Below are 26,559 nucleotides of genomic sequence, written 5' to 3'. Positions count from 1 at the left end.
CACGGGTGAAACAGTTGGAGGGCGGGCGAGCCGGACAGATCTGGCGCGACGGCGACACCGTCATCAGACCATCAGGCGCGTGGACGCCGACGGTATATCGGTTTTTGCGCCATCTGAGGAGCCGAGGCTTTGCGGGCGCGCCGCAGCCGATCGACATCACCGGAGAAAACCGGGAGATCGTCAGCTACGTCGCCGGGCGTGTCTGCGAAGATTTGGGTGACCCATTTGTCGGATCGGAGCGCATGCTGCATTCGGCGGCCAGGCTTCTGCGTGATTTTCACTCGGCATCCGAGGGGTTTCTGGAGAGGGATCACGAGGCCCAGAGCTGGATGCTGCCGCCGCAGGAACCACGCCAGATCGTCTGTCACGGAGATTATGCGCCTTACAACCTTGCCACAGTAGGTCATCAGGCTGTCGGGATCATCGATTTCGACACGGCCCATCCCGCCCCGCGCTTATGGGATCTGGCCTATGCGGTCTATCGCTGGGCGCCATTGTCCGGTCCCTCCAATCCCGGCGTGATATCGGGCCTCGACGAACAGCTGCGGCGAGCGGAAATCTTCTGCGCGGCCTATGGGACAACGGCAGAGGAACGGCGCCAGCTCCCGGAGATGATCTGCAGGCGGCTGCAGGCTCTCGTCGATTTCATGCAGGCAAGGGCCTCTGCGGGAGACGAGACCTTCGTGGAGGACGTGGCGGCAGGAGACGCCCAGCTGTATCTGAGCGATATCGCCTATGTGCAGAAATATCGGGACCGGCTGCTGAAAGCGCTCTCCTGAACCGCCTGCAAAAACTAGAGCCATTTCCTCCGGCGGAAGAAGCCGAACAGCCCCAGACACAGGACGGCGATGACACCAAGCACGACGAAATAGCCATACTGGGTTTTCAGTTCGGGCATGTCGCTGAAGTTCATCCCGTAAATGCCGGCGATCGCGGTGGGAACGGCGAGGATTGCCGCCCAGGCGGCAAGCTTGCGGGCAATCTCCGTCTGTTCCGTCTGGCCGATCATTACGCTCGCCTCGAAGGCGAAAGCGAGGACTTCGCGCAGGGCGTCGATATCTTCCTGCACCCGGCGCACGTGATCGGTCACATCGCGAAACAGCGACTGGAGCGTCGGATCCATGCCGGGAAGATCGATGTGTTCATATCGCCGGCAGACGTCGACGAGCGGCACCACGGCATTGCGCAGCCGCAGCAGCTTGCGCCGCAACAGGTAAAGCCGCTCGATATCGGACTTTCCCAGTTGTTCGCGCAACACGAGATCCTCGAGCTTCTCGACCTCCTCCTGCACGACTTCGATGACAGGCATGTAGTTGTCGACGATGAAATCGAGGATGGAATAGAGAATATAATTTTCGCCGTGAGCGAGCGCCGTCGGAGTCGCTTCGCATCGTTGCCGAACCGCCAGGTAAGAGGATGAGTCCCCGTGGCGAACGGACACGACATACCCGCGGCCGACGAACAAATGCGTTTCGCCGAAGACGATTTCGCCGTCCTTCATATGGGCGGTGCGGGCAACGATGAACATCGCCTCGCCATAAATCTCCAGCTTCGGGCGCTGATGAGGCTGCGCCGCATCCTCGATCGCCAGCGGATGCAGATTGAACTCGGCCTGAACCTGGTGCAGCAGCACCTCGTCCGGCTCGTGCAGACCGATCCAGACGATGGCATTCTCCCGGCTGCGCCATTCGCCGGCTTCCTCTATCCTGATGTCGCGGATGCGTTGCCCATGCTGATACACGGCGGCAGCCACCACGCCCCGCCGCTCATGCGGCAGCGATGCAGAGCCGCTGCCGGCCCGCGGGGAAACACTGTCCAGATCCTTCAGCTGTTCCAAATCCTGCCGTCCTCCCACTCCCGCGCGGACAGATCCGCCACTAACGCCGGCTACGCCTTGCGTCGATCATAATGCTATTTCGTAAAACATGCATCTGCCTCGACGAGAGGACTGAGGAGGCTCGCCCCGCCCGGCAAAAGCGCGGAACGGGCGACCGAAATGCTTTGTACGCCTTACTTATCCGCTACGGATAGCCATGCGTGGATATCCTCCAAGGAGCGAATGAGGATCGAAGAGATCGATACATTTCCTGCGTTATCGGGATATGCCTTGCGCAAAAACGACCTCGCTTCTGCGCGAAGGTGGTAAACGGCATTTTACCCATTGAGCAAATCGTTAAATTTTTTTTGTTAGAAAATGCCTTATCAGTCCGGCCTGAAGCCGGAGGTTCTATTGAGGACTTTCAATGCGTCGCCCAAACATCAAATCCAGTTTGCTGTTGATTTTCAGTGTCATAGCCATTCTTTTCGGCGTTGTCGCCTACCTCGCGGTCGACGGTCTTCGCAAGACGAACGGCTCGACCGAGGAAATCGCCACCGACTGGCTACCGAGCGTGCAGGCCTCGCAGGCAATCAATCTCAACATGACGAATTTGCGCCTCACTTACCGCGATCACATCATCGCGCAGTCGGAGGCGGAAAAGAAAACACGCGAGGACGCCATCAAGGTCGCCGAGGATGCCATTCGCAAATCGGCGGACGCCTATCTTCCCCTGGCCTCGTCCGATCGGGAGCGCGACTTGATCAAGACGATCAAGGAAAGCGTTGAAGGCTACATCTCCAGCAGCTCGCAGCTCCTCGTCCTTTCGCGCGCCAACAAAACCGAGGAAGCCGGCCAATATCTGGGCGGAGAGATGCGCTCTTATTCCGACAAGCTCAAGGAAGCTACGGCGGCCCTAGTCGAATTGAACGTCAGCGGCAGCAAGAAGGCTGCCGACCTCAGCGCGGAGACTTTCGACTCCATAGAATTCTATCTGCTTGCAACGATCGGCGTCGCCGGATTGCTCGTTCTCGGCGCTGTCGCTTTCGTGCTGACGGCCATTGCCAATCCGATTACCGGCATCACCGCCTCGATGCGCCGGCTGGCCGAGGGAGACACCGGTTCAGAGATCCCATTTGCCGACCGCGCCGACGAAATCGGATCGATGGCCGGCGCGGTGGAGATTTTCCGCCAGGCCGCCATTACGAACAAGCAGATGGCACTGGAAGCCGAGGAAAATCGCGGCCGGGCGGAGGCCGATCGCCTCGACGCGCAAAGGCAGGCGGAAGCCGCTGCATCGGAGCGGTTGCGCATCGCCACCTCGGGTCTTGCCGCCGGTTTGAAGCGGCTCGCCGCAGGCGACCTGGCCTTCCAGCTCAACGAGGCCTTCGCCCCCGATTTCGAGGCGCTGCGCCATGACTTCAATCAGTCCGTCACCCAGCTCGGTGCAACGCTGAGAGCGATTTCCGAAAGCATCGGCACGATCGACGAAGGCACACGGGAAATCTCCTCGGGAGCGAGCGATCTTTCCAAGCGCACGGAGCAACAGGCAGCTTCGCTGGAAGAGACGGCGGCGGCACTGGAAGAGATCACGGCGAACGTATCGAACTCCAGCAAGCGAACCGAGGAGACCCGCGCGGTGGCCACCGAGGCAAATCGCAGCGCCGGGGTCTCTGCAGAAGTCGTTTCCCACGCCGAAGAGGCGATGGAGCGCATCGAGACCTCGTCGCAGCAGATTTCCAACATCATCAGCGTCATCGACGAAATCGCCTTCCAGACCAACCTTCTCGCACTGAATGCCGGTGTCGAAGCGGCAAGAGCGGGCGAAGCGGGCAAGGGTTTTGCGGTCGTCGCCCAGGAAGTGCGCGAACTTGCCCAGCGCTCGGCAAGTGCGGCCAAGGAAATCAAGGGCTTGATTCAGAATTCCTCCAAGGAGGTGGAAAGCGGCGTCAAGCTGGTGCGCGATACCGGTCAGGCCCTGAAGACCATCGGCGGCTTCATCACCCAGATCAATCACCATATGGATTCGATCGCCACCTCTGCGAAAGAGCAGTCCATAGGCCTCAGCGAAGTCAATGTCGCGGTCAACCGGATGGACCAGACCACGCAACAGAACGCGACCATGGTGCAACAGTCGACCGCCGCATCCGATTCACTCGCTCAGCAAGCCCAGACACTTCGCGAACTGATCGCCCAATTCAGGCTTGACGATGCGGCCAGCCAGTCGTCCGCCCTTCGCTCGACGGCGAGAACGATGGCGCAACCCGCGCCGCGTCCAGCCATGCACGCAGTTGCCGCACGCCGCTGAAACAGACGGCTGAGGGCAACCGATCATGAAAAAGCGCCCGGCTATTTGCCGGGCGCTTTTCATTCATTCGGTCACGACGCGAAGGCCGGATTGCGACGCGCGCCCATTCTCAGCACGAAATAGATCGCCCCGCCAATCCCGACGCCGAAGAACCAGCCATAGGTCCCCCACCAATCCGGCAGGATGCTGGTGAAGGTCGGCAGGATCGAAGAGAATAGCGCGCCGACCACAAAGGCGATAAAGGCATTGCCGTGCCAGCCGTTCTGGAAGCGGAACTCGCCATTCTCGTGATAGAGCGCCTCGACGTTCAACTGGCTCTTCCGGATGAGGTAGTAGTCCACCATCATGATGCCGAAGATCGGCCCCATCGTCGACCCGATGAAGTTGACGAAATGCGCCGCACCCGTTTCCCAGGGGGCAAACGGATAAAGCACGAGAGCGATCAAGGCGGCGATGTATCCGCCGCGTTTGAAGTTGATCTGGCGCGGGAAGACATTGGCGAAGTCGAAGGCTGGCGAAACGAAATTCGCCACGACGTTGATGCCGAGCGTTGCAATCGCGAATGTCAGCGCCGCAAGCAGCGCCAGGAACCAGCTGTCGAATTTCGCCGATATCATTTCCGGATGCAGCAGGACTTCGCCGTATACGGTGAAGGCGGCCGTGGTCGTGACACCCGCAACAAGGCAGAACGCCAGGAGGTTGATCGGCAGACCCCAGAGGTTGCCTTTGCGCAGCGCCTTTTCGCTCGTTGCATAACGCGAGAAATCGCAGAAGTTCAGGTAGAGCGCTGCGAAATAGGTGATCCAGGTGGCGGCCACCGCGGCAAGTGCGGCAAACGAGCCGGGCTCACCCGGTACGCCGGCGTCCTTGGTCTTCTCGATCAGCACGTCGCGCGGGATCTCTGAACCGAAGGAGAAGGTGCCCGACTTGACGACCAGATAGACGGCCAGGATCAGCATCATGATCCAGACGGCCGGCCCGGCCCAATCCTGGAAGCGGCGAACCGTTTCCATCCCCCGCTGAATGATCAGCAGCTGCAGCGCCCAGACGATGACGTAGCAGATGAGTTCGAGGGTCGAATGACCGAGCATATGGCTGTTCTGGTGGAAGGCGAGCAGGCTGTCGTTGCGGATCAGCAAGGCGACGATGGCGCCGGATGCGGCGGCGGTCTGCGCGCCGTACCAGAAGCAGGCGACCACCGCCCGCACCAGTGCCGGGACGTTGGCGCCGAACGTGCCGAAGGAAGCGCGCGCCAGAACCGGAAAGGGCACACCCGTGCGCACACCCGCATTGCCGACAAGGCTCATCAGCAGGAAGATGACCAGGGAGCCGATGCCGATGGCGATGACGAAGTTCACGAAGCTGCCGCACAGCAGGAACAGGCTCGCCGCCAGATAGTAGCCCCACAGGCTGTGAACGTCCGATGTCCAGACGTTAAAGATACTGAATGCACCCCATTTGCGCTCCTCGGCAGGTGCAAGATCCTCGTTGTATAACGAGGGAGACGGATTTCGAATGCTCATGAATGCCCTCCCATATCCCCTGAGGCCGACTCGACCCCGGACAGAAGTCTGCGCTTCATTTAGGCATCTGACAATTTAATAGTCACATTGTACACAATGTTGGCGGCCGCCTGTACAGATGCGCCTGAGCGTGCTCGCAGCTATTGGGCGCCGACGACCCGTCCGGCCAGGCGAAACGGGCTCGCGACTGCGGCGCCGGCGGCATCGAAGACGAAGGCGCCGACATCGCCGGCGGTCGAGCGTCTGCCGCTTTCGAAGGAGGCAAGCTGCGCCCCGAACTTGGCGAGTGACGCGTAGCGGTCATGGCCCAATCCGTCGGAGGTCTTGATCGATGTGATGTCGATGACCCGAAGCCTCGCTTTCAGAGCGGCCTCCTCGATGACGGGATCGTCGATATCGAGGCGCCCGACGCGCGGCCGCTCGCCCGCTATGAAGCTCGATGCCACGAGCGCCCGGTCGTCCTTTGAAACCAGAAGGGAGATCGGCATCGGCATCGGACCGATATCCCTAAGCTGCGAGCGGAAGACATCGACGTCGATGTCGGGGGCGGCGAGCACCACCGCCAGCTTACCGATGACGGCGTCGCGATGCTGCAGCTTGAGCTCTCGCACCGTTTCCATGACAAGGAACCCGCCCATGCTGTGCCCGAACAGGATGATGCGCTTCACCTTGGCCGATGCCGAGAGCGATGTGACGAGGGAATCGAGTTCGCTGCGCGAGGAAAGCGCGGCGTCGCGGTCGGCGACATATCCGGCGACGGATGCAGCCGAAGGCCAGGAAAACAGGATCGGAGCGCCCGGTAGCTTCGCATCGGCGGCGATCTGGGCGGTGCGGTAAAGCGCCTCCTGGTAACTGTAGTTGTAGCCATGGACGAAGATGCCGATGGTGCCGTCGGGCTGCACAGAGGCGAGCGCCTGCTGCACGAAAGCATCCCCAGGCAACTGCTTGCGCTCGATGACGGCAAATTGCCGTTCCGGATCCGGCTTCGCCTTGGGATAGGTGATCACGGTATCCTTCCTGCCGGGAGGAACCGAGAACGCGTATTGCTCATAGGTCAGTTTCTCGGCCGATGTGCTGCCGAAGCCGCCCCGCACGCTATCGGGGGTTCTGTTGGTCGCGACGAGCACGCTCACCTTGTCGGGAGCCGTTTGGGAAGAGGCCGGCTCGCTCAGATGAACAGGCGTCAAGACCTCAGGCGATGGCCGCGTGGCGCAGCCGGCAAGCATCGCCAGGCCGATGGTGACGATGATCGCCGGCATTGCCCTTGGCAGGCATCGGAAATGTCGCTGCATTATCGATCCGTTCTCCCTCAAGCCCAGACGCTCTCTTGCCTGTGGTTCTGTCCGCGTCATCAAGCCATGCCGTTCCCACGCCGGCGCGGGACGGCATCGCCTGGGCCGTCCCACCCATCTCCGCCGCGGCGGCCGCAGGCGATCGACGGCGAAGCCTGGTCCTCATGCCTCCGCCGAGGCTTCGGTCCGAACATTTTCATCCCTGGGGATCCTGAACCACGCGACATAGAGTGCCGGCAGGAACAGCAGGGTGAGTGCGGTGCCGATGACGATGCCGCCCATCATGGCGTAAGCCATCGGCCCCCAGAAGATCTCGCGCGAGATCGGGATCAGCGCGAGCGTGGCGGCCGCCGCCGTCAGCATGATCGGCCGCATGCGGTGTTCGGTCGCCTCGATGACCGCCTGCCATGGCGCCATCCCTTCGGCGCGCAGATGCTCGATCTGCACAACCAAGATAACGGAGTTGCGGATGAGGATACCGATCAGCGCCAGCACCCCGAGGATCGCGACGAAGCCCATCGGCGCATTGCTGAGCAGGAGTGCCGCGACCACGCCGATCAGAGCCGTCGGCGCCACCGCAAAGACCAGGAACAGGCGGCTGAAGCTCTGCAGCTGGATCATCAGGATCGTCGCCATCGTAAACAGCATCAGCGGAGCCACGGCGGCGATCGGCCCCTGGGCTTCGGCGCTGGACTCGACCGCACCGCCGATTTCCACCTTGTATCCCACAGGAAGGGCCTTCTGGAACTCCTCCACCTTCGGCTTCAGCTGTTCGACGATCGTCGCGGGCTGCGTCGGCCCGACAACGGCCGCCTTGAGCGTGATTGTCGGTTGACGGTCACGCCGCCAGATCGTCGGCTGCTCCAGCTCATAGCGGAAATTCGCGACCGCCGAGAGAGGCACAACCTTGCCGTTCGAGGTGGAGAGCTGCAGATTCTGCAGCGTCTGGACGGAATCGCGCTCGTATTTGCTCGCCCGGCCGATCACGTTGACCAGGTAGATATCGTCGCGGATCTGTGTCGCCGTCGAGCCTTCGACGATGCCGTTGAGGGCGGTGGCGATGTCCTCGGAGGAGACGCCGAGCTGGCGCGCCTTGTCCTGCAGGACATCGACCTTCACCACGCGGGAGGGCTCATTCCAGTCCAGGACCATGTTCGACAGCAGCGGATGTGTGCCGACGACGCCTGCAAATTGCTGGGAGATGTCGCGGACCTTTTGAATATCGGGGCCGCTGATCCGGTACTGGACCGGCTTGCCCACCGGCGGGCCGATATCGAGAAGTTTCACGAAGGCGTCGGTGCCCGGGAAGGTTTTCGTCAGATAATCCTGCAGCTCCGCCCGCACCTTGTCACGCACGTCGAGGCCTTTGGTGACGATGATGGTCTGTCCGAAGGTGACATCAGGCGTCTGCACGTCGAAGGACAGGATGAAGCGCGGCGCGCCCGCGCCGACATAGGTCGTCCAGTGATCGATATCCTTGTTATCGGCCAGCATCTCCTTTTCGAACTTGGCCATCTGCCTGTTGGTCTCGGCGATCGAGCTGTTGTGGGGCAGGTTCCAGTCGATGACGAGTTCGGTTCTGTCCGAGTTCGGGAAGAATTGCTGCTGCACCAGCCCCATGCCGCCGACCGAAAGGGCGAAGACGCCGACCGTCAGCACGATGGTGATCCAGCGCCAGCGCATCGCGAGCTTTAAAAGCCAGGAGAAGACGGAGGCGAAGCGTCCCTTCTTCTCGTGGTGCGACTTCATGGTCTTCGGCAGGATGGTGACGCCAAGAAGCGGCGTGAACAACACGGCGACGATCCAGGAAACAACCAGCGAAACCGCGATGACCACGAAAAGCGTAAAGGTGAATTCGCCGGCGGCGCTGCTGTTGAGGCCGACAGGGATGAAGCCCGCGACGGTGACAAGCGTCCCGGTCAACATCGGGAAAGCCGTCGATGTATAGACGTGGGTAGCGGCTTTCCTCAGGTCGTCGCCGGCTTCCAGACGGGCCACCATCATCTCAACGGCGATCATGGCATCGTCGACGAGCAGGCCCAGCGCGATGATGAGCGCGCCGAGCGAGATACGCTGAAGCGAAATGCCGGAATATTCCATCACCACGAAGGTGATGGCGAGCACGAGCGGAATGGAAATCGCCACCACCATGCCGGCGCGGGCACCGAGGCTGATGAAGCTGATGACCAGGACGATGACGATCGCTTCGAAGAGCGCGCGGGTAAAGCCCGAAACCGCTTCGTCGACGACGGCCGGCTGATCGGAAACACGGTGGACATCCACGCCGATCGGCAGATCGGCAACGACGTGCTTCATCTGCGCGTCGAGCGCCTCGCCGAATTCGAGCAGATTGGCGCCCTGCTTCATGCCGATGGCAAGCCCGATCGCCGGCTCGCCGTTAAACCGGAACAGCGAAGACGCTGGATCCACATAGCCGCGCGTGATCGTGGCGACGTCGGTCAGCGGGAAGAAACGGTTGTTGATTCTGAGGTTGATCGACCGCAGGCTTTCCTCGGAGGTGAACTGTCCGCTGACCCGCAAGGCGATGCGTTCCGGCCCGGCATCGACGAAGCCGGATTGCGTGACGGCATTCTGCGCCTGCAGGGTCTGGATGACCGACTGCTGGTCGATCCCGAGGGCTGCGATCTGACGCGTGGAGAATTCGAGATAGATCGCCTCGTCCTGAGCGCCGATGACATCGACCTTGCCGACATTGGGCACGGTCAGCACCTCGGAGCGGGCGTTTTCCACGAGGTCGCGAAGCTGCCGCTGGGTCAGCCCGTCACTGGTAAAGGCGTAGATATTGCCGAATACATCGCCGAAGCGATCATTGAAGAAGGGACCGACGACACCGCTCGGGAAATCGCCTTTGATGTCGGCGATCATGTTGCGGATGCGCAGCCAGGTCGGCGCAACGTCCTTAGCCTTCGTCGTCGGCAGCAGCTCGACGAAGACGGTGGTCTGGCCGGCAACTGTCTCGCTTTTGGTGTAATCGAGCGATTCCAGTTCCTGGAGCTTCTTCTCGATCCTGTCGGTCACCTGCCGCGTCACCTCGTCGGCGGAGGCGCCGGGCCATTGCGCGGTGATCACCATCGTCTTGATCGTGAAGTTCGGATCTTCCTCACGGCCGAGGTTCAGATAAGAGAAGGCGCCGGCGAGAATGAAGACGATCATAAAGTACCAGACGAGCGAACGGTGTTCGAGCGCCCAGTCGGAAAGATTGAAGGACTTCACTGGCTGATCTCCTGGTCGATCCTGATGGCCTGGCCATCTTCAAGTTTATGCACGCCTGCCACGACCACCTTTTCTCCGGGAGCAAGCCCTTCGGTGATGCGGACAGTGCCGCCGTCGACGACGTCGCCGTCGATCTTCACGCGGCGGAGCGTTACCTTCTTGGCCGGTACGTCGACGATCCAGACGCTCGGGCCTTCGCTGCCGGCAAGGATTGCCGAGGAAGGCAGCAAGATCTCGGGATCCGCGGCAATTGTGGCAGAGGCGGTGATCACTGCGCCGAGCCTGAAGGCTTCAGGCGGATCCGAGAGCGCGATCTTCGTCCTGCTCGTGCGGGTCGCGGTTTCTGCCTCCGGCGCAATCTCGCGCACGACGCCTGTCGTGCGGATCGAAGGTTCGAGCTGCAGCGTCACTTCGAAGGGCGCACCGATCTTCAGTTTCTGGGCGGCGGCCTGGGGCACGTCGACCACCGCGTCGCGCTTGTCCGGCCGCGCGATCGTGACGACCGTCTGGCCGGCCGAGACGACCTGGCCGACCTCGGCGGAGGTCGCCGTCACGACGCCATCGAATTCCGGCTGAAGCTGGGCGTAACCGAGCTGCTCCCTGGCCTTGTCGAGATTGGCCTGCGCCTTGGCGACCGCGGCTGCGGCCGTCCGCCTTGCCTGTTCTGCCTCTTCGAGCGAGGCTTCGGTGCCGGAACGCGATTCCACCAGCGCGCGCTGGCGTTGCTCCGTGGTCACCGCATTCCTGAGCTGGGCATCGCTGTTTTCCACGTCGGACTGGGCATTGCGCACAGCAAGTTCCAGCGCCAGCGGATCGATGGCGGCCACAACGTCACCCTTTTTGACGATGTCACCGACATTGACGTTACGGGCGATCATCCGCCCGAGGATCCGGAAGCCGAGGTCGGTCTCGATCGTCGGCTCGATCGTTCCAGTCAGGCCGAGGCTCGAAGCCGCTGTCTGCTTGACCGTCGTCGACAGCACGGGACGAGGCGCTTCATCCTTGCTTTCCTCCTGCTTCGTGCAGGAGATCAGGGCCGCACCCATCATCAGTGCGATTATCTTGGGACGAATACTCACTTGGAAGCTTCCTTGACATAAGACACGATTTCAGCCGGCCTCAGGAATTGGGTCCCCTCGGTCACCACGACCTCTCCTGCCGACACGCCCGACTTGACGATGAAGCTGCCGGTTTCGTAGCCGGCGACGTCGATCGCCTTCACCGAAACCGCAGAGGATGCGGGATCGATGATCCAGACCGCCGGCTTGCCGTCCTTGGAGGTCATGGCCGACCAAGGCAGTTGAATGACGTCCTGCGCAGCGTAATTGAATTTCCCTACGACGGGAGCGCCGAGCGGAATGGGGGCGTCGCTCGACAGCGCGACCTTCACCCTGACGGTGCCGGTGGAGGAATCGATCGTCGGTGAAATCTCGCGAACCTTCGCCGTGATCTTCTGCGTCGGGTCCGACAGAAGGTTCACCGTTCCGTCGCCGTCGATCGGGCGCAGGAATGCGCTTTCGACCACTTCGAAGACGGCGTCCCGGCCGCCGTCATGGGCAAGGGTGAAGACAACCTGGGCGGCCTGCGCCACTTGCCCAACCTCGGCATTGCGGGCGGTGATCATGCCGTCGGCGTCGGCCTTCAGCTCCGTATAGGTCAGAGTGTCCTGCGCGGTCTCCAGCAGCGCCTGCGCCGACTTCGTCGATGCCTGCGCGGTCAGAAGCGCCTCTTGCGCCTGGTCGAGCGCGGCGCGCGTCGTTACCTGCGTTCGAAACAGGCTCTGCTGGCGGTCGAATGCGAGCTGCGCCTGGGTCTGCTGCGCCTCAGCGGACTGAAGATTGGCCGCCGCAACATCCAGGTCGGCCTTCTGCTCTTCCGGATCGATACGTGCCAGGACCTGCCCGGCCTTCACCGATTGCCCGACGTCGACCAGCCGCTCGATGATCTTGCCGCTGACGCGAAAGGACAGATCGGTCTGGACGCGCGCCCGGACTTCTCCCGTAATTGCGCCGCCCTGAACCAGCGGCTCAGATTTGGCGACGACGACGCCGACCTGCCGCGCGGCAGGCTTGGTCGGCCCGCCCCCATCGCTGCAGGATGCGAGACCGGCGGCACATACGATCGCTGTGGCGACCAGAATGGTTCTCATAGTTGACCTCTTGCTCTCAACGGCAGCTCATATATAATTGACTGACGCATTAGTCAATGAAACTTTGTGCCGCGGGGAATGAGGGCGGTGCGACAAAGAGAGCCGAGGAAAAATGGCAGTTGAGAAAAAGCTCACACGCGCGGAACAGAAGGCGCTGCGGCCCATGCAGATCCTCGATGCCGCCTTCGAGGAATTCGTCAGATGCGGTTTCGCCGGCACGCGAGTCGAAGATATCGCCGACAGGGTCGGCGTCACCAAAGGCACCGTCTACGTTTACTTCGAGACGAAGGAAAAGCTTTTCGAAGCGATGATCAATCACTTCTCCGTGCCATTTCAGGAATTGCTCGCAATAACCGACGGGCTCAGCGGCACCACGACCGACAGGCTGAAGGCCATTCTCGCCCTGCTTTACGAACAGATCGCCGAGGATCGCACGACCCGCGAGCTGACGCGGCTCGTCATTGCGGAGGGGCACAGGTTCCCCGACCTGATCGACCGCCACCACGATCAGTTCATCGCACCTGTGATCGCCAAGCTCGACGCCCTCCTCCTGGAAGGCGTGGCGTCGGGAGAATTCCGCGAAATTCCGGTGGAATTCTCCGACATCGTGGTCGCGCCCATCCTGACGACGACGGTGCTGCGGCTGATATTCGACGACCGCCGCGTGCCCACTCCCAACAAGGAGGCCTTCCTGCGGACCTATTTCGACCTGTTGTTTAACGGCCTGCTCGCCAAGTCTCCCTAATCGCCAATGGCACCGACGTTCGTATTCATCGTTCGTTTGCTGCTCAGCCCTGCAGCCGGTTTTCGCCGAAAGAGGAAAAATAGACTCCAGCGCAACTAGCTTTTTTGGAGTCTTTGTGTGAAAACATCGAGTTAGCTTGTGCTTCGTAAGCACGACCTCAATTCGCGACGGAATAAAGTGGAACGCAAAGTCAATCTCAAGGATGTCGCGCGCGACGCGGACGTATCGCTGAGCACGGCCTCGCACGCGCTGAACGGTACCGCGCCGCTGACGGTCGAAGTGCGCGAAAGGGTGCTGGATTCGGCCAAACGCCTGGGTTACCTGGATCGCCGGCGGAAGAAGGCGACGATTGCGGCGCTGCGCGTCCTGCTTCTCGCCATTCCAGACGATGCCGCGCCGGAAAGCGACCTCAACCTGGTGAGCTGGACGATCCTCAACGGCCTCAGGAAAGAATGCGAGCGCCGCGGGATCCGAATCGTGCCCTTCGTCAGCACCGGCCGGCGCATCGATGGTGCCCAGGTCAGGCAGATCGCACTCATGGAGCGTGCCGACGGCATCGTCGTCCTGAATGACGATCAGCCGGAACTGATCCGCAGCCTCGCCTCCCCTGATATGCCGGTTGTCATCGTCAACGGCGAGGATCCGGCGATGCTGGTCGATACGGTGACACCCGAAAACCGCTTCGGCGCCCGGCTCGGCATCGAGCATCTGCTGGCGCTCGGGCATCGCCGCATCCTGCATCTGACCTGGAAAGGCCGCACAACGATCCAGCGCCGATATGACGGCTTTTCCGATGCCTATTTCGCCGCCCAGCTTCCGATGCCCAACGATATGATTCTAGAGGCCGAAGGATATGAGCCGAGGCACGGCGAGGCTGCCATCAATGCGCTGCTCGATCGCGATTCCAAGATGAAAGGCGCCACCGCCGTCTTCTGCGCCGCCGACAATCTGGCGCTCGGCTGCCTGAAGGCCTTGGCCGATCGCGGCATACGCGTGCCCGAAGCAATATCGGTGCTGGGCTTCGACGATATCGTCCCCGGCGAATTCAGCCGCCCGCCGCTTTCAACGGTCAGCGTTCCCACCGACAAGCTCGGTGCCGCGGCCTTGGCGCTCATCGAACAGAGATTGATCGCCAACGACCCGCAGCGGCCCGCCCATCGCCTGGAACTCGGGTGCCATCTCGTCTTGCGCGGCAGCATCGCGCCACCCCGCCTCTGAAAGATCGCGCCGCGCTCAGCGCGGCGAACTCTCCGCCCGCAGGCGGGTGTCGCGCGGGCTTTCTCCGAAAGCACTGCGATAGATCGCAGAAAACCTGCCCGGATGAAAGAAGCCCCACGTGATGCAGATGTCGCGAAGGGTTTGCTGGTTGAAGGGATCCCGCAATTGGTCGTGAACGGCTTTCAGTCTGATCGTGCGCAGATAGGCGCCTGGCGACGTTCCCCGGAAGGCTTTGAAGCCCGTTTGCAGCGCGCGTAGTGAAATCCCGACTTGATCAGCAACCATCGACATGGTGAAAGGCTCGGCGATATTGGCGTGCATATAGTCGATGGCGCGCCGGACGTGCCACGGTGCAACCGCCGATACTTTCTTCTTTTCGAAATGGCCGGAGAGACGATGATGGCCAAATCGAATCACGAGATCGGCGAGCGTTTCGCTCATCGTCGATACAGCCAGCGGCGAAGATAGAAGCGGGCCGCCGTTGCGCATGCCCTGCACGATGGTTTGCGCGAGGTTGCCGATAAGCCGGCCTGACGGCGTTGCAAGGTCCACGACGGGTTCCAAGTCGATCGAATCGAGGGTCGGCGTTTCCAGGAGCGAAAAGAGCGTTCGCCTGACGACCTTCCAATCCAGGAAAAGAACGTCCGAACAGTGCTGATCGCCTTGAACGACCCGATCGCCGGCTTGGTGGTTATTGGCCATGAGAATACGACCTGGCGCCCCTTCGACCGTCCGCTTCCCGACCGTCAGGCGAAAAGACCCGGTGTGCGGGATATAGAAAGCAAGGTGTTGCGGGGTTTCATCGAGCGTTCGAATCTCCCAGGAGTTCTGAAAAACCGAATGAACCGCCGTCAGCGTTCCGCTTGCCCTCAAATCCGTTGCCCAGGCGAAGCTTCGCTCATTGTGCAGCGGCTTCGCGCCAAAGACCCCATAGCCAGTCGTAAAGGCTTGTACCATCGACTCGAAGTCACCGCCTTCATGAGTCGGCAAGAAGCCGTAGTCACGTTCGCGCGGATAAGCCGGTTTCTGAGATCTCAACCATACCATGCAGCTCGGTTCTTCTCCTTTTTCACGCCCGCCGATCCACCGTGCTCTCCATCTTCTCGGATATAGTCCCTTCGTCTCCAGGAAATACCGTCACCTTGGCTGGCTTGGCCGACTTCGATGCGGTAAGCAGGACTTACAAATTGGGGACTGACCCTCGGTTTGACAGAAGCAAAGCATTTCCCTCGGCAGGTTTCACACCTGCAGTGTAAATCAAAACGATCTGAAAATGAAGTACGTCCCTCTCAATCATGTTGCGACGCAATTCTTGCGGGATACGCAACCTGCGCGCGTTGCCTCCCGCAATGAGCGGGACCTTTTGCGGCTGATCTGGAAGTCTCCGGGGATCGAACGCTCCGACCTGACCGAACCGCTCGATCTTACCCAGCAATCGCTGCACAGGATCGTCGGGCGGCTTCACGATCGGGGAATGATCGTCTTTTCCCCGTCGGAAACCCGACGCCCCGGACCGCCCAGTCCCGAGCTCAGCCTTTGCAGGGATTGGTGTTTGACGCTCGGCATCTCCGTGAATGTCGGCTCGATCGGTCTCTGCCTGATGGGTTTTGGAGAACCGTTGGAAAATATGGAAATTCCGCAGGCCGGATCGTCGCTCGCCGCGGAGATGGCGCGGATCGAAGCGGCGGTCGAAGAGCTTCTTGCCCGCCGGGATGCCAAGCGGCGCGATATCCTCGGCGTGGGTCTGGCGGTCGCCGGCCACCGCATGCTGGACACAGCCTTCAACTGCCCTCTGCCGCTTGCTCATTGGTCGTTGATCGACCTGGCGCCCGTGCTTGGAGCGCAGCTCGGCCTGCCTGTCTGGGCAGACAATGTGGCCAGAACCGCCGCTTTGGCGGAAGCGATTTTCGGCGTCGGCCGCAATGTCGCGGATTTCGCCTATATTGCCCATCTTCATGGCTATGGCGGCGGCCTCGTTTCCGGCGGCATGCCGTTTCGTGGCAGTTTCGGCAATGCCGGCGAATATTCCGTTCTTTTCGATCGCCAGGAATACGACGATCGCCCTGCACTCAGCCTGCTGCTTCAACATCTTCATGCCAAGGGTCGCTCCGACCTGACGCTGGCGGACTTGAAAAACGAGGCTTTGGTGGATTGGGACGGCGTTGCGGAATGGGTCGACCGCGTCGCGCCGGCACATAATCGAGCCATCAACGCGATCTGTGCGGTCTTCGACCCGGCCCTGATCGTGCTTGGCGGCGGGTTTCCGCATTCGCTGGCAAGAATGCTTATAGACCGGACCGAATTCAACAATCTGCCTCGGCACGGGGTCCTGCGCGACGTTCCCAGCCTTGCGGTGGCTGAGGTCGTCGATGCCCCCGGCGCCATCGGCGCGGCCTTGGTCCCGCTCTTCGAAACCGTTTTGTGACACAATGAATTCGCAGTCACAAAACCTCTGCGCCGCTTCATGAATGGATGTCGATCGTCCGGCCGACAAGCCGAAGGACCGCTGAGAGAATCGAGCGGCTCAAGCGACCAGGCCTGAACCACTCTTCTGCGAGGCGGGAAGGCCGAGCCGCCCCGCCGCATTGTCCCGGTTATATCAGAATTCGGTCCATTCTTCCTGCTTCAGGGCCGTATTGCCGCGCGCGACGGGCCGGCCGGCCCCGGGGCTGGGGCTGCGCACCGGCGCCGCCATGGCCGTGACGGTCCTGCGGAGTGCCGCGGCCTGGGATGAGCCGCCATCGCCGAGCTGGAAGCCGGCGATGAGATCACGAAGGCGGCCTGCCTCGCCGGCAAGCGTTGCGCTCGCTGCATTGCTTTCCTCGACCATCGCCGCATTCTGCTGCGTGACCTGGTCCATCTGGTTGACGGCGGTGTTGACCTCCGAAAGTCCCAGGGATTGCTCCTTCGCGGATGTGGCGATCGCGTCCATGTGCTGGTTGACCGTGACAATATAGTCCTCGATGGTCTTCAGCGCCTGGCCGGTTTCGCTGACGAGCCGCACACCGCTCTCCACTTCCACCGAGGAATTGCGGATAAGATCCTTGATTTCCTTGGCGGCCTGTGCCGAACGCTGGGCAAGCTCACGCACTTCCTGTGCGACGACCGCAAAACCCTTGCCGGCATCGCCGGCACGCGCGGCTTCCACACCGGCATTGAGCGCCAATAGGTTAGTCTGGAAGGCGATCTCGTCGATCACCCCAATGATGTTCGAAACCTGGTTGGAGGACTGCTCGATCTTCTGCATGGCGTGGACCGCATCGGCAACCACCTTACCCGACTGAACGGCGCTGGCATTGGCCTGCACCGCGACAGTGCGGGCCTCGTCCGCACGTTTCGAGGAGTTCGAAACATTCGCGGTGATCTGGTCGATGGCGGCTGCGGTCTCCTCGAGCGAGGAGGCTTGCTGCTCGGTACGCTTGGCAAGATCCTGGGCGCTGATGCTGATCTCGCGCGTGCCGCTGTCGATCTGACCGGTCTATTGGGCAACCGCACGCAGGGCCTGCTGGAGCTGCGCGACGGCGGCGTTGAAATCGGCTCGCAGGCTTTCGAAATCGGCGCGTCAAAACAGGCAGGCGGTAATGCCTATCCGGCAAATCAAACCAAACCGGCCAATTCGAATTACACCCGAATGAAATTCCTCGGAATAAATAATTCAAGGGCGGTTATTGCCCTGCGGCCGAGAGATATATTTATGGTTTTCTAAAAAAATACTGAATTATTTTCAGCCTTCATGGCCGGTATTATTTCTATTTCTGTTCATGCAAGAAATTGCACGTGGAAATTAAGATGGTGTAAACGCTACCGCGGCCTGACCCGGCAAGGCTCATCATTCTGCGTTATTTGGATACATATGCACAGTTCGTATAGCCGTGACTGCGAGCCTGCGGATCTGCATAAGAAATAAGCAGGTTGGCGCCAAGCCGAACAGAGACAAAAACCTGAAGCGCGCCGCACGAACCGAGTTCGATACAGCGCGCTTCATCGGCGCGTGAGACGTGGAATGCGGTTCTTGGACGCTTGGGAGGAGGCCTCCGCGCCTCGGAATTACGCGCCGGCCTCGTTTACTTCATGCCGGTTCCGGCAATGCCCGTGGTGATGTACTTCTGCAGGAACAGGAAGACGACGGTGACGGGCAGCAGGCTGAGGAAGGTCATCGCCAGAATGTAGTGCCACTGCACCGAGAACTCTCCCTGGAAGGCGTTCAGGCCGACCTGCAGCGTGAAATTCTCGCGGCTGTTGAGAACGATCAGCGGCCAGAGGAAGTCGTTCCAGCGCCAGAGCACCGAGAAGATTGCCAGCACCGCGAGCGCCGGTGCCGTCAGCGGCAGGATGATACGCCAGAAGATGCAGAATTCGCTCGCCGCATCGACGCGCGCCGCCTCGATCAGTTCGTCGGGTATGGTCAGCATATATTGCCGCAGCAGGAAGACGGCCGTCGGAGAGGCGATCGTCGGCAGGATGACGCCCCAGAGGTTGTCGGCAAGCCCGACCCCGACGATGACGAGATAGGCTGGGACCATGACGACGGCGAGCGGGATCATCAAGGTCGAAATGATGATGACGAAAACCGTCGTATCGCCGCGAAATTTATATTTCGACAGCGCAAAGGCCGCCATGGCATTGACAACAAGGGTCAGAAGCGTCGCAACCACGGTAACGAACACCGAATTTTTCAGGAAGGTCAGGAAGTTGAAGCGCGTCAACGGATCGGTGTAATTCTCCGTGGCGACGGTCAGGTGCTGCACCGGCGTGATCCCCTTGACGTCGACGCTGACCGGCTGCCCCGGATTTGCCGGATCGACCATCTGGGCCTTGAGGCCGATGCGCCTGATCATAGCCATTTCGCGCTGCTGATCGTCGATGGTGACCTGCCACAGGCTGAGCGGTTTGTCGAAGCCCGGCACGGTCTGCTCCACGGCAGCGCGCGGCAGCAGCGTCGGCGGAAAGCGGGTGATTTCGGCCGCCGGCTTCAGCGAGGAAAGGCCTGCCCAGACGACCGGAACGAGCACCGCCAGCGTTCCGCCGATCAGCCAGACCCATGACAAGATATCGGTGATGTCGATGCGTCCGGTCCGGCGCGTGCGCGTCATGAAGCGGATCGGATTCATAGAGCTGTTCATCTCAGGACTCCATTCGCTTGCCGAGGCGCAGCTGTATGAGGGTGAGAACCAGAAGCACCAGCCCCATGAGAACCGATGCGGCCGAAGCAAGTCCGAAGAGACGGAGATCGCTGCTGAATGCCATCTGGTAGATATATTGGACGATGAAGCTGTTGGCTGTGCCCGGGCCGCCGCCATTCGTCAGAACCCACGCCTCATCGAAGATCTGCACGGACTTGATCATCAGAAGGATGAAGACAACGAGCAGGTTCGGCGCAAGGAGAGGCAGCGTGATCCTGAAGAGGGTGCGGCGCGGCGAAGCGGCGTCGATAGAGGCTGCCTCATAGAGCTCCTTCGGGATCGCCTGGAGGCCGGCGAGCAGGATGAGGGTGTAAAAGCCCATGTGGAACCAGACCGACACCACGACGACGAAGAAGCGCGACCAGCCGACATCTAGCAGGAAGATCTCGGGGGGCACGCCAATCATCTGAAAGAAGGCGTTCAAGAGTCCGTTGCGGTCGAGGAACCATTTCCAGATCAGACCGATGACGACGGGCGACAGGAGAACGGGATAGAAGAACATAGCCCGGAAGAAGCCGCGCGCGAAGATCGCCCGGTTGAGGATCAGAGCCGTGATCAACGCCACCAGCAATGTGGCGGTGACGTTCAATGCCACGAACCAGAGCGTGTTCCACACCGCCGTCCAGAATAGCGATTCCTGGCAGGTTCCCGGCTGCAGGTAATTGCCGCAGGAAAGCAGGGCGCGAAAATTGGCGAAACCGACGAAGGGCCGCTCCGAGACGAAAAGATTGGTGCCGCCGGTGAAGGCGTAACCGACCGCGATCGCGATCGGAAGGAACGTGAAGATGGCGAACAGAACGAGGTTCGGCGCCAGGAACAGCCAGGGCATGCGCTTGCGGCCGAAGATGCGCTCGAACGCATTCATCGGAGCCTCGACCACCCTCATCGCCGTTTCGCCCACCTGGGAGAGCAATGCACCAGCCGCCATGATCAGCGCCTCCCCTGTCCCGATCGACGGGCAAAAGCAAGTTCGCTTTTGGGATCGAACAGATGAACACGTGCCGGATCGGCATCGATCATGAGCCGGTCACCCTGCTGAGGCGAGAAATGGCCGGCCTCATGGATGATGATCTGCTCGTCCTGTCCCTCGAGATTGCCATAGACATAGGTCTCGGTGCCCAGGCCCTCGTGATACTGCACGACAAATGGCAGGCCCTGACCGCTGGAGCGCGAGAAATGCGCCGGCCTTATACCGGCCAGAACCTCCTGCCCCACGGCAATGCCGGCGGGATCGACATCGCTGACGATCCTGCCGCCGTTGGCGACATCGATGGCAATGCCGCTCTCCGTGATGGCTGCAACCTTGCCCTTGATAATGTTCATGCGCGGCGAGCCGAGAAAGCCAGCGACGAAGAGATTGCGCGGGTGGTCGAAGAGTTCGAGCGGCGCGCCGACCTGCTCGACCCGCCCGGCGCGCAGTACGACGATCTTGTCGGCCATCGTCATCGCCTCGACCTGGTCGTGGGTGACGTAGATCATCGTCGTCTTGATTTCGCGGTGGAGCTTGGTGATCTCCGCCCGCGTCTGGACGCGCAGTGCCGCATCGAGGTTCGACAGCGGCTCGTCGAAGAGGAAAATATCCGGTTCGCGCACGATGGCCCGGCCGATCGCCACCCGCTGCCGCTGGCCGCCTGAAAGCTGTTTCGGACGCCGGTCGAGATAGGGTTCGATCGCCAGCATCCGGGCGGCTTCGGCGATCCGCGCCTCGATCTCGGCGCGCTTGAACTTCAGGTTTTCAAGGCCGAAGGCGAGGTTCTTGCGCACGCTCATATGCGGGTAGAGCGCATAGGATTGGAAGACCATGGCGATCTTGCGCTCGGCCGGCGAGAGCGCGCTGACGTCACGCCCGCCGATCGCGATCTTACCCTCCGTCACCTCTTCGAGGCCGGCGATGACACGCAGCAGGGTCGACTTGCCGCATCCGGACGGGCCGACGAAGACGACGAATTCGCCGTCCTTGATATCGAGTTCGACGTCGTGCAGGACCTTGACCGTGCCGTACGCCTTGTTGACGGTGGAAAGTTTCAGTTCTGCCATGCCCCACTCCCATCAGGTGCCGCCGTTTCGAAGACGACGTCGTTTTCGTTCCAGCCTTGCGGCAGCGGTGTCGGCCTTGTGATCCGCACCTCGTTCATCAGGATTCCGGTAACCCCCGCCACGTAGACGGTGGGCATTCCGCCCGGATAGTCTTCAAGACCGATCACCCGGCCGTCCGAGCCGCGGGTCCAGGCATTGGCGCGGCCGCCGCCTTCGGCTTTCGGCGCAAGATCGGCGTTTGTCGGACGCAGGTCGTAGCATTGCGCGGTGCCAAGTTTGCCGGGCTTCTGGTCTATGCCGATGCGCGCCAGCGATACGTTGCGGATGCCGCCGGGCGAAGCCGCAATGACGGTGATCGCCCCCTCCATGCACCCGGTAATGTCTTCGACAATAAGGTTTTCGATCGCGCCTGCCGTGCGCTCAGTAACACGGTCGACGACATTGACGGTCAATGCCTCGCCCGAGCCCCAGAAGCCATCGAGCGTTTCGCGGCACTCCACCGCAATCCGAGAAAACCTCACATTCGAGATGCGGCCGCCGTCGCGCGAAAATATGCCCAGCGCCCGGTTGGAGGATGAGACGCCGCAATCCTCGAAGACGACATTGGTGACGTCGCCATGCGTTTCCGTACCGATCTTCAGCGCGCAGCTGAGGCTCTGAACGGAGCAGCGGCGGACAAGAATGTTCTCGCATCGCCCGATGGCCACGCCCTGCGGACCGATGCTGGTCTTCAGGCATATGCCGTCATCGGCCGTCGAGATCGTGCAGTCCTCGATGACAGCGCCGCGGCAGGCATCGAGCACGATGCCATCCGTATTGGGAAGCCGGCGGTCGTTTTCGATGGTGACGTTGCGCACCGCGACATCGGTGCAGTCGACGAAGTGCAGCGTCCACATCGGCGAACGGCAGATCTGGACGGCGCTGATCTCGACCTCGTCGCAGCTCTCGAAGACGACGACGCGGGGGCGGAATTCCGCAGGAATAAAGGTCCCTACCGTCTCGTCGTCTCCGATGATGAAGCTCTCGCAGCCGGCTTCGATACGCCCCGGCCCAGTCAGGCTGATCCGCCGCGCGTCCTTCGCCACGATCATGCCGCGGTCCGATTTCTCGGCGACCACGGAAACACTCGTATGCGCGTAAGCCGCATAATCGGGGACGGGACGCAGGATCGCGCCGGCAGCCAGATGCAGATCGACGCCGGAGCGCAGCCGGAGCCCTTGGCAGATGTGGATGCCTGCCAGGAGCTCCAGGCGTCCGCCGCCGGAAGCCGAAAGGCTGTCGATCGCCGCCTGCAGACGGTCGGTATTGTCGCTGTCGAGCGCCTCAATCGCGACAAGGGAGGGAGCGCTCATTGGCGGCGGCCGTTCTCGATGACGACTTCCGTCAGTAGCAGCATGGTCAGCGCCTGGCCATAAGGGGTCGGCAGGTTCGGGATGCGACGGTAGAAATCGAGGTCATGGCCCATCGGCGTGCCGTCCGAGACGCCGTGGACGACGCCTTCCTCATCGATCTGCGTCAGCACTGCAGCAAGCGCGCGCTCCGCATGAACCTTGTCGCTCTTATCGAGAATGCCGGCGTCGACGGCGCGCAGGATGCCATAGGCGATGCCTGCCGTGGCCGAGGTTTCCAACGGCGAGGACGGATCGTCCAGAAGCGTCGTGAACATACCGTCCGGCCGCTGATATGCCTTCAGTGAACGCACCTGGCTGACGAGGACGTTCGACAGGAAACGCCGGTCCTTCTCGCTGAGGGTCGGCACGAGGTCGAAAAGTTCAGGGATGGCAACGGTGATCCAGGCATTGCCGCGCGCCCAGAAGGCGTTGGCGAAATTATGCCGGCCGTTGAAGGTCCAGCCGTGATACCAGAGGCCGCTGACCGGATCGGAAAGATAGCGGGTGTGGAGCACGAACTGATAGACGGCCTCGTCGATCCAGTCGTTGCGCTCACAGAGCACACCCGCCTGGGCAAGGAAGAGGCAGGCCATGAACAGCGTATCGTCCCACAATTCGCCGTCGTTGACGCGTTCCTTGCAGACGTGCTGAAAGCCGCCGTCTTCGGTCTTCGGCAATTCCTTGATGAGCCATTCGGCCCAGTCCTCGACAAGTGCACGAAAATCGGGGCGGTCGACATGCTGCACGAGGATCGCGAGCGGCAGCATCGGCGCCGTGCTGTTGATCTGGCGCGGCGGGATGCCGCGTTCGATCTGGGCGCCGTACCAGGCGACGAGCTCGTGCAGCGCCTTTTGGTCATTGGTGGAAATCGCGCGCCTGAGGAACCCGTAGAGGCCGACGCCGACTTCCCAGTCCCATTCGTCGAACTGGATCCCGGAGGTGGCGCTTCCGGTCACGAGACCTTCCTTGATGCCTCTGAGCCGGCTGAAAGCCGTCGCCACGCGATCGATCGTCGTCAGGAGCGCGGCGTTATCGACAGATGTTGTGTTCATGCTGGAGACCTATATTTCAGGAGTAGAACGGTCCGTCAGTGCCGGCACCGGCGGCCGCACTGTCGTGGGTGAGGATCGGCTGCGGCTGGTCGTGCGTGAACGGCCGAGGCTTGCCGGCAATCGAAAGACCGTCGGCATAAGAAAGCGAGAGCGCCGGGCCGCCCGGCGGCGTCAGCGAAAGACGCCGAAGTGCTGGATCGAAGGAAACCGTCGTCTGGCACAAGCGTTCGACGAAAGCCTTGAAGGCATCGCCATTGCCGCATCCGACAATGGCAGCCCAGCCGCAGAGCGGCCCATAGGAGCGCGCCTCGCGGCCAGCGGTCGGCCCATTGGCAATCAGTTCCAGGCCGTTCGACGCCCAGAGGGCGGAAAATCCCCGGCCCGATCGCGCGATCAGCCACTTGTCTTCGATGATGAGATCATCCAGGCCATCACGGCCGATATAGGCGTGCGTCCATGCATGCCGTGCGTCGCCCGTGTCTTCGATCAGGAGGGCGACGTCACGATGCTGGGCGACACGCGGCAGGATGCCGTTGCCTGCCCAATAGGACGGCCTTTGATTGCCCCACGGATCGTCTTCACCCGGATGATTGACCCACAACCTCGCCATCGGATGGCCGGCCAGCCTGACGTCGAGGACGTGCTGCTGGTGGCCTTTCTGGCCGGTCTTGTGATCGACGACCGTCGAAAGCTGCGCCGCCTCGTTCTTGAACAGCACAAGTTTGCCGCTCTCGAGCCCCTGGCTGTAACGCGCCTCGACATTTCGGCCCTTGGGAAGGACGGCAAGCTCGGTCAGATCGGCGGGCGGCTCGTAGCCGCCGGCGCAAAACATCGTCAATGCCGCCACGCCATTGTTGAGCCAGCCGGTGCCGAAGGCCACCTGGGCGAAGGGCGCAAGCTCGGTCAGCGGGCCGGCGCGCAGCTCTTTGTCGTAAGCGCGGCCCTGCGAGCCGGCCGGAACGCCGGCGAGCGTGTGAAGGGCGATCATGCGGAAGATAAGATCGATCTGGCCGCGGGCACGATCGGCGATCCCGCTCTCGGCCCAGCGCTCCAGCGCCAGCAGGCCGATGAAATCGATCGGGTAATAGGCGGCCGAATTCCATTCCGCCAGGCCATGGGCCTCGACGCTGTCGAACCAGCGTCCGAGACGCTCGACGGCGAGTTCCGCCTGCTGCCGTCCCGTCCGCCCCGAGGCCGAGAACAGCTCGTCGGGCAGGAGAAGTCCGGCCAGCAGCTGGCTGGTATGGAAGCAGAGCACATGGTTCTCACTCCAAAACCACATCGCATCGTTACCCGGCTCGTCGACCCAGTAGCGATAGGAGAGAACGGAATGGCGGATACGGGCAACGACAGCGTCGGGCATGCGGTCGCCATAGGCGCCGAGCAGCCAGAGCAGCGGCACCATGATGAAATCCGAGCAATCCTCCCGCGCATCGATCGAGGCGAGCGTCGCATCGACGATACGTTCGAAGCTCTCCGGGTCGTCATAGCCGGTTTCCATCATCGCGATGAGGCGGCCGGCGCGATTGGCGCCGAAGTGGGCGCTGTATTCCAGCGCTTGCCGCTTGCGAGCCGAAAGCGACGTCTCGGCGGGCAATGGCGCGATGCTGCTCATGAAGGCGGCATCGATGACGCGGGTGACCGAGCCAGGCCCGGAACCGATCGTCATGTGCACACCGTGATAACCGTCGGCGACGCCGCAGACATCCTCGACGATCAGGCGATCCTGATGGGCGTGCAGGCTCAGTTTCACATGGGCAAGAACCGGCCGCTCGTGACCGTGACCGATCACCTTGATCTCCACCGGCAGGTCGCGCACCGGCGCCGTGTCGAAAATGATCTCTAGCGGCTGATCGACGAAGACGTCGCGCGCCGGGCGCACGCCGCGAGAAAGCGCTTCCAGCTCGCGCACCTCGTCCTGGTCGAGCGATACCGGCAGCAGGACGCAGAGCGGCTCCTCGTCCAGCATTTCGAGCTCGAAGAACCACGTCGTGTCGCGCTCGGCCAGGTCTTCGGTATGGACGAGGATCTCGTTATCGCCCGCTTCGAGCTGCAAGCTGATCTCAGTCGCGCTTTCGATATTGCGCTTGAAGGGCTCGAAGCGCACCGCCTCCTGCCCGTTGACCCAGATGCGAACGCCGCCGCAAGTCTTCAGGGCCAGGTTGAGCGTACGCGCGGCCCCGGTCCTGAACGTGCCTTTCAGCCATTTGCTCACATGAGTCGGCACGTGCCAGAAGCTGGTGAACTCGACGCGGCGGTTCGAGCCGGGAAGATAAAGGCTCTCGGTCGACCAGGACGTATCGGGCAGCAGCGGCCGCCCCACCATGGTCGACCAGAAGGCCTTGCGGCAGGGCAGATCGCCGACATCGACGAAACCATTGATGAAACGATAGTTCACGCGATCTTCGGCCGGGGCCGGCTCGCCGGGAAAATAGCTGGCGATGAGGCCGGAAACGGCCCATGCCGTCACCGTCTGCCCCTTAGCCACGCTGTATGCCGGCTCCATGTCGCCGGGCTGCTTGATGCTTTCCGTTTTCACAGATCGCCTCCTCCGCAATCCTATGAAAATATTTTCATTAGGTTATTTGAGTGCGTGATTTTTGAAAATTGC

Annotated in this window: 18 protein-coding genes and 1 pseudogene; 5 read left to right on the top strand and 14 right to left on the bottom strand. The window is 61.6% G+C overall.

The genetic code is table 11. From position 1 onward, the window contains the following. Positions 1-5: 5 nt before the first annotated feature. Positions 6-779 carry a phosphotransferase gene (locus GGD57_RS05745; RefSeq protein WP_184467721.1) on the top strand — a complete coding sequence of 258 codons (774 nt, stop codon included), beginning with the start codon at positions 6-8 and terminating at the stop codon, positions 777-779. A 14-nt stretch (positions 780-793) separates the two neighbouring features. Here the strand turns inward: GGD57_RS05745 and GGD57_RS05740 are convergent, their stop codons facing one another. Beyond that, complete coding sequence (locus GGD57_RS05740) at positions 794-1,837, bottom strand: magnesium and cobalt transport protein CorA (protein WP_184467719.1); 1,044 nt, start codon at positions 1,835-1,837, stop codon at positions 794-796. Positions 1,838-2,243: 406 nt separating this feature from the next. Between GGD57_RS05740 and GGD57_RS05735 the strand changes: the two genes are divergently transcribed. Next, positions 2,244-4,124, top strand: coding sequence for a HAMP domain-containing methyl-accepting chemotaxis protein (locus GGD57_RS05735; protein WP_184467717.1), 1,881 nt, complete (start codon positions 2,244-2,246; stop codon positions 4,122-4,124). A gap of 71 nt (positions 4,125-4,195) precedes the next feature. Here the strand turns inward: GGD57_RS05735 and GGD57_RS05730 are convergent, their stop codons facing one another. The 5 genes from GGD57_RS05730 to GGD57_RS05710 all read right to left on the bottom strand — a co-directional run bounded on the left by GGD57_RS05730 (position 4,196) and on the right by GGD57_RS05710 (position 12,322). Further along, the gene (locus tag GGD57_RS05730; protein WP_184467715.1) at positions 4,196-5,647 is read right to left on the bottom strand and encodes an NCS1 family nucleobase:cation symporter-1; all 1,452 of its coding nucleotides are present in this window, start codon (positions 5,645-5,647) and stop codon (positions 4,196-4,198) included. Positions 5,648-5,787: 140 nt separating this feature from the next. Beyond that, the gene (locus tag GGD57_RS05725; protein ID WP_184467713.1) at positions 5,788-6,939 is read right to left on the bottom strand and encodes an alpha/beta hydrolase; all 1,152 of its coding nucleotides are present in this window, start codon (positions 6,937-6,939) and stop codon (positions 5,788-5,790) included. 162 nt (positions 6,940-7,101) lie between these two features. Continuing rightward, positions 7,102-10,173: an efflux RND transporter permease subunit gene (locus GGD57_RS05720; RefSeq protein ID WP_184467712.1), complete on the bottom strand. Its 3,072-nt coding sequence runs from the start codon at positions 10,171-10,173 to the stop codon at positions 7,102-7,104. Next, positions 10,170-11,252: an efflux RND transporter periplasmic adaptor subunit gene (locus tag GGD57_RS05715; RefSeq protein WP_184467710.1), complete on the bottom strand. Its 1,083-nt coding sequence runs from the start codon at positions 11,250-11,252 to the stop codon at positions 10,170-10,172. The genes GGD57_RS05720 and GGD57_RS05715 overlap by 4 nt, the downstream gene beginning before the upstream one ends. Then, positions 11,249-12,322, bottom strand: a complete 1,074-nt coding sequence (locus GGD57_RS05710) for an efflux RND transporter periplasmic adaptor subunit (protein WP_184467708.1) — start codon at positions 12,320-12,322, stop codon at positions 11,249-11,251. The genes GGD57_RS05715 and GGD57_RS05710 overlap by 4 nt, the downstream gene beginning before the upstream one ends. Before the next feature lie 112 nt (positions 12,323-12,434). Between GGD57_RS05710 and GGD57_RS05705 the strand changes: the two genes are divergently transcribed. Next, positions 12,435-13,067: a TetR/AcrR family transcriptional regulator gene (locus tag GGD57_RS05705; RefSeq protein WP_184467706.1), complete on the top strand. Its 633-nt coding sequence runs from the start codon at positions 12,435-12,437 to the stop codon at positions 13,065-13,067. Positions 13,068-13,244: 177 nt separating this feature from the next. Next, positions 13,245-14,285, top strand: coding sequence for a substrate-binding domain-containing protein (locus GGD57_RS05700; protein WP_184467704.1), 1,041 nt, complete (start codon positions 13,245-13,247; stop codon positions 14,283-14,285). Positions 14,286-14,300: 15 nt separating this feature from the next. On the opposite strand, the gene GGD57_RS05695 is transcribed toward GGD57_RS05700, so the two are convergent. Next, entirely contained in the window at positions 14,301-15,332 is a 1,032-nt protein-coding gene (locus GGD57_RS05695; protein ID WP_184467702.1) for a helix-turn-helix transcriptional regulator, read from the bottom strand. 226 nt (positions 15,333-15,558) lie between these two features. Between GGD57_RS05695 and GGD57_RS05690 the strand changes: the two genes are divergently transcribed. Next, positions 15,559-16,710 (top strand): ROK family transcriptional regulator, encoded by a 1,152-nt coding sequence (locus GGD57_RS05690; RefSeq protein WP_184467700.1) that lies wholly within the window; start codon positions 15,559-15,561, stop codon positions 16,708-16,710. A gap of 174 nt (positions 16,711-16,884) precedes the next feature. On the opposite strand, the pseudogene GGD57_RS05685 reads toward GGD57_RS05690, so the two are convergent. From GGD57_RS05685 to GGD57_RS05655, 7 genes and pseudogenes are all read right to left on the bottom strand, one after another. Further along, positions 16,885-17,841, bottom strand: a pseudogene (locus GGD57_RS05685) (methyl-accepting chemotaxis protein); the annotation flags it as partial. A 508-nt stretch (positions 17,842-18,349) separates the two neighbouring features. Next, a complete protein-coding gene (locus GGD57_RS05680) occupies positions 18,350-19,396 on the bottom strand; it encodes a carbohydrate ABC transporter permease (protein WP_184468024.1) in 1,047 nt (348 codons plus the stop codon). Positions 19,397-19,409: 13 nt separating this feature from the next. Next, complete coding sequence (locus GGD57_RS05675) at positions 19,410-20,396, bottom strand: carbohydrate ABC transporter permease (RefSeq protein ID WP_184467698.1); 987 nt, start codon at positions 20,394-20,396, stop codon at positions 19,410-19,412. 2 nt (positions 20,397-20,398) lie between these two features. Continuing rightward, positions 20,399-21,505, bottom strand: a complete 1,107-nt coding sequence (locus GGD57_RS05670) for an ABC transporter ATP-binding protein (protein ID WP_184467696.1) — start codon at positions 21,503-21,505, stop codon at positions 20,399-20,401. Further along, complete coding sequence (locus GGD57_RS05665; protein WP_184467694.1) at positions 21,493-22,857, bottom strand: glycoside hydrolase family 28 protein; 1,365 nt, start codon at positions 22,855-22,857, stop codon at positions 21,493-21,495. The genes GGD57_RS05670 and GGD57_RS05665 overlap by 13 nt, the downstream gene beginning before the upstream one ends. Next, on the bottom strand, positions 22,854-23,948 hold the full coding sequence (locus GGD57_RS05660) for a glycoside hydrolase family 88/105 protein (protein ID WP_184467692.1): 1,095 nt from the start codon (positions 23,946-23,948) through the stop codon (positions 22,854-22,856). The genes GGD57_RS05665 and GGD57_RS05660 overlap by 4 nt, the downstream gene beginning before the upstream one ends. A 16-nt stretch (positions 23,949-23,964) precedes the next feature. Then, on the bottom strand, positions 23,965-26,487 hold the full coding sequence (locus GGD57_RS05655) for a hypothetical protein (RefSeq protein ID WP_184467690.1): 2,523 nt from the start codon (positions 26,485-26,487) through the stop codon (positions 23,965-23,967). Positions 26,488-26,559: the final 72 nt, after the last annotated feature.

The organism is Rhizobium esperanzae (assembly GCF_014197615.1).
Classification (GTDB): domain Bacteria; phylum Pseudomonadota; class Alphaproteobacteria; order Rhizobiales; family Rhizobiaceae; genus Rhizobium; species Rhizobium esperanzae_A.
This window is presented reverse-complemented; position numbering and strand designations above follow the sequence as displayed.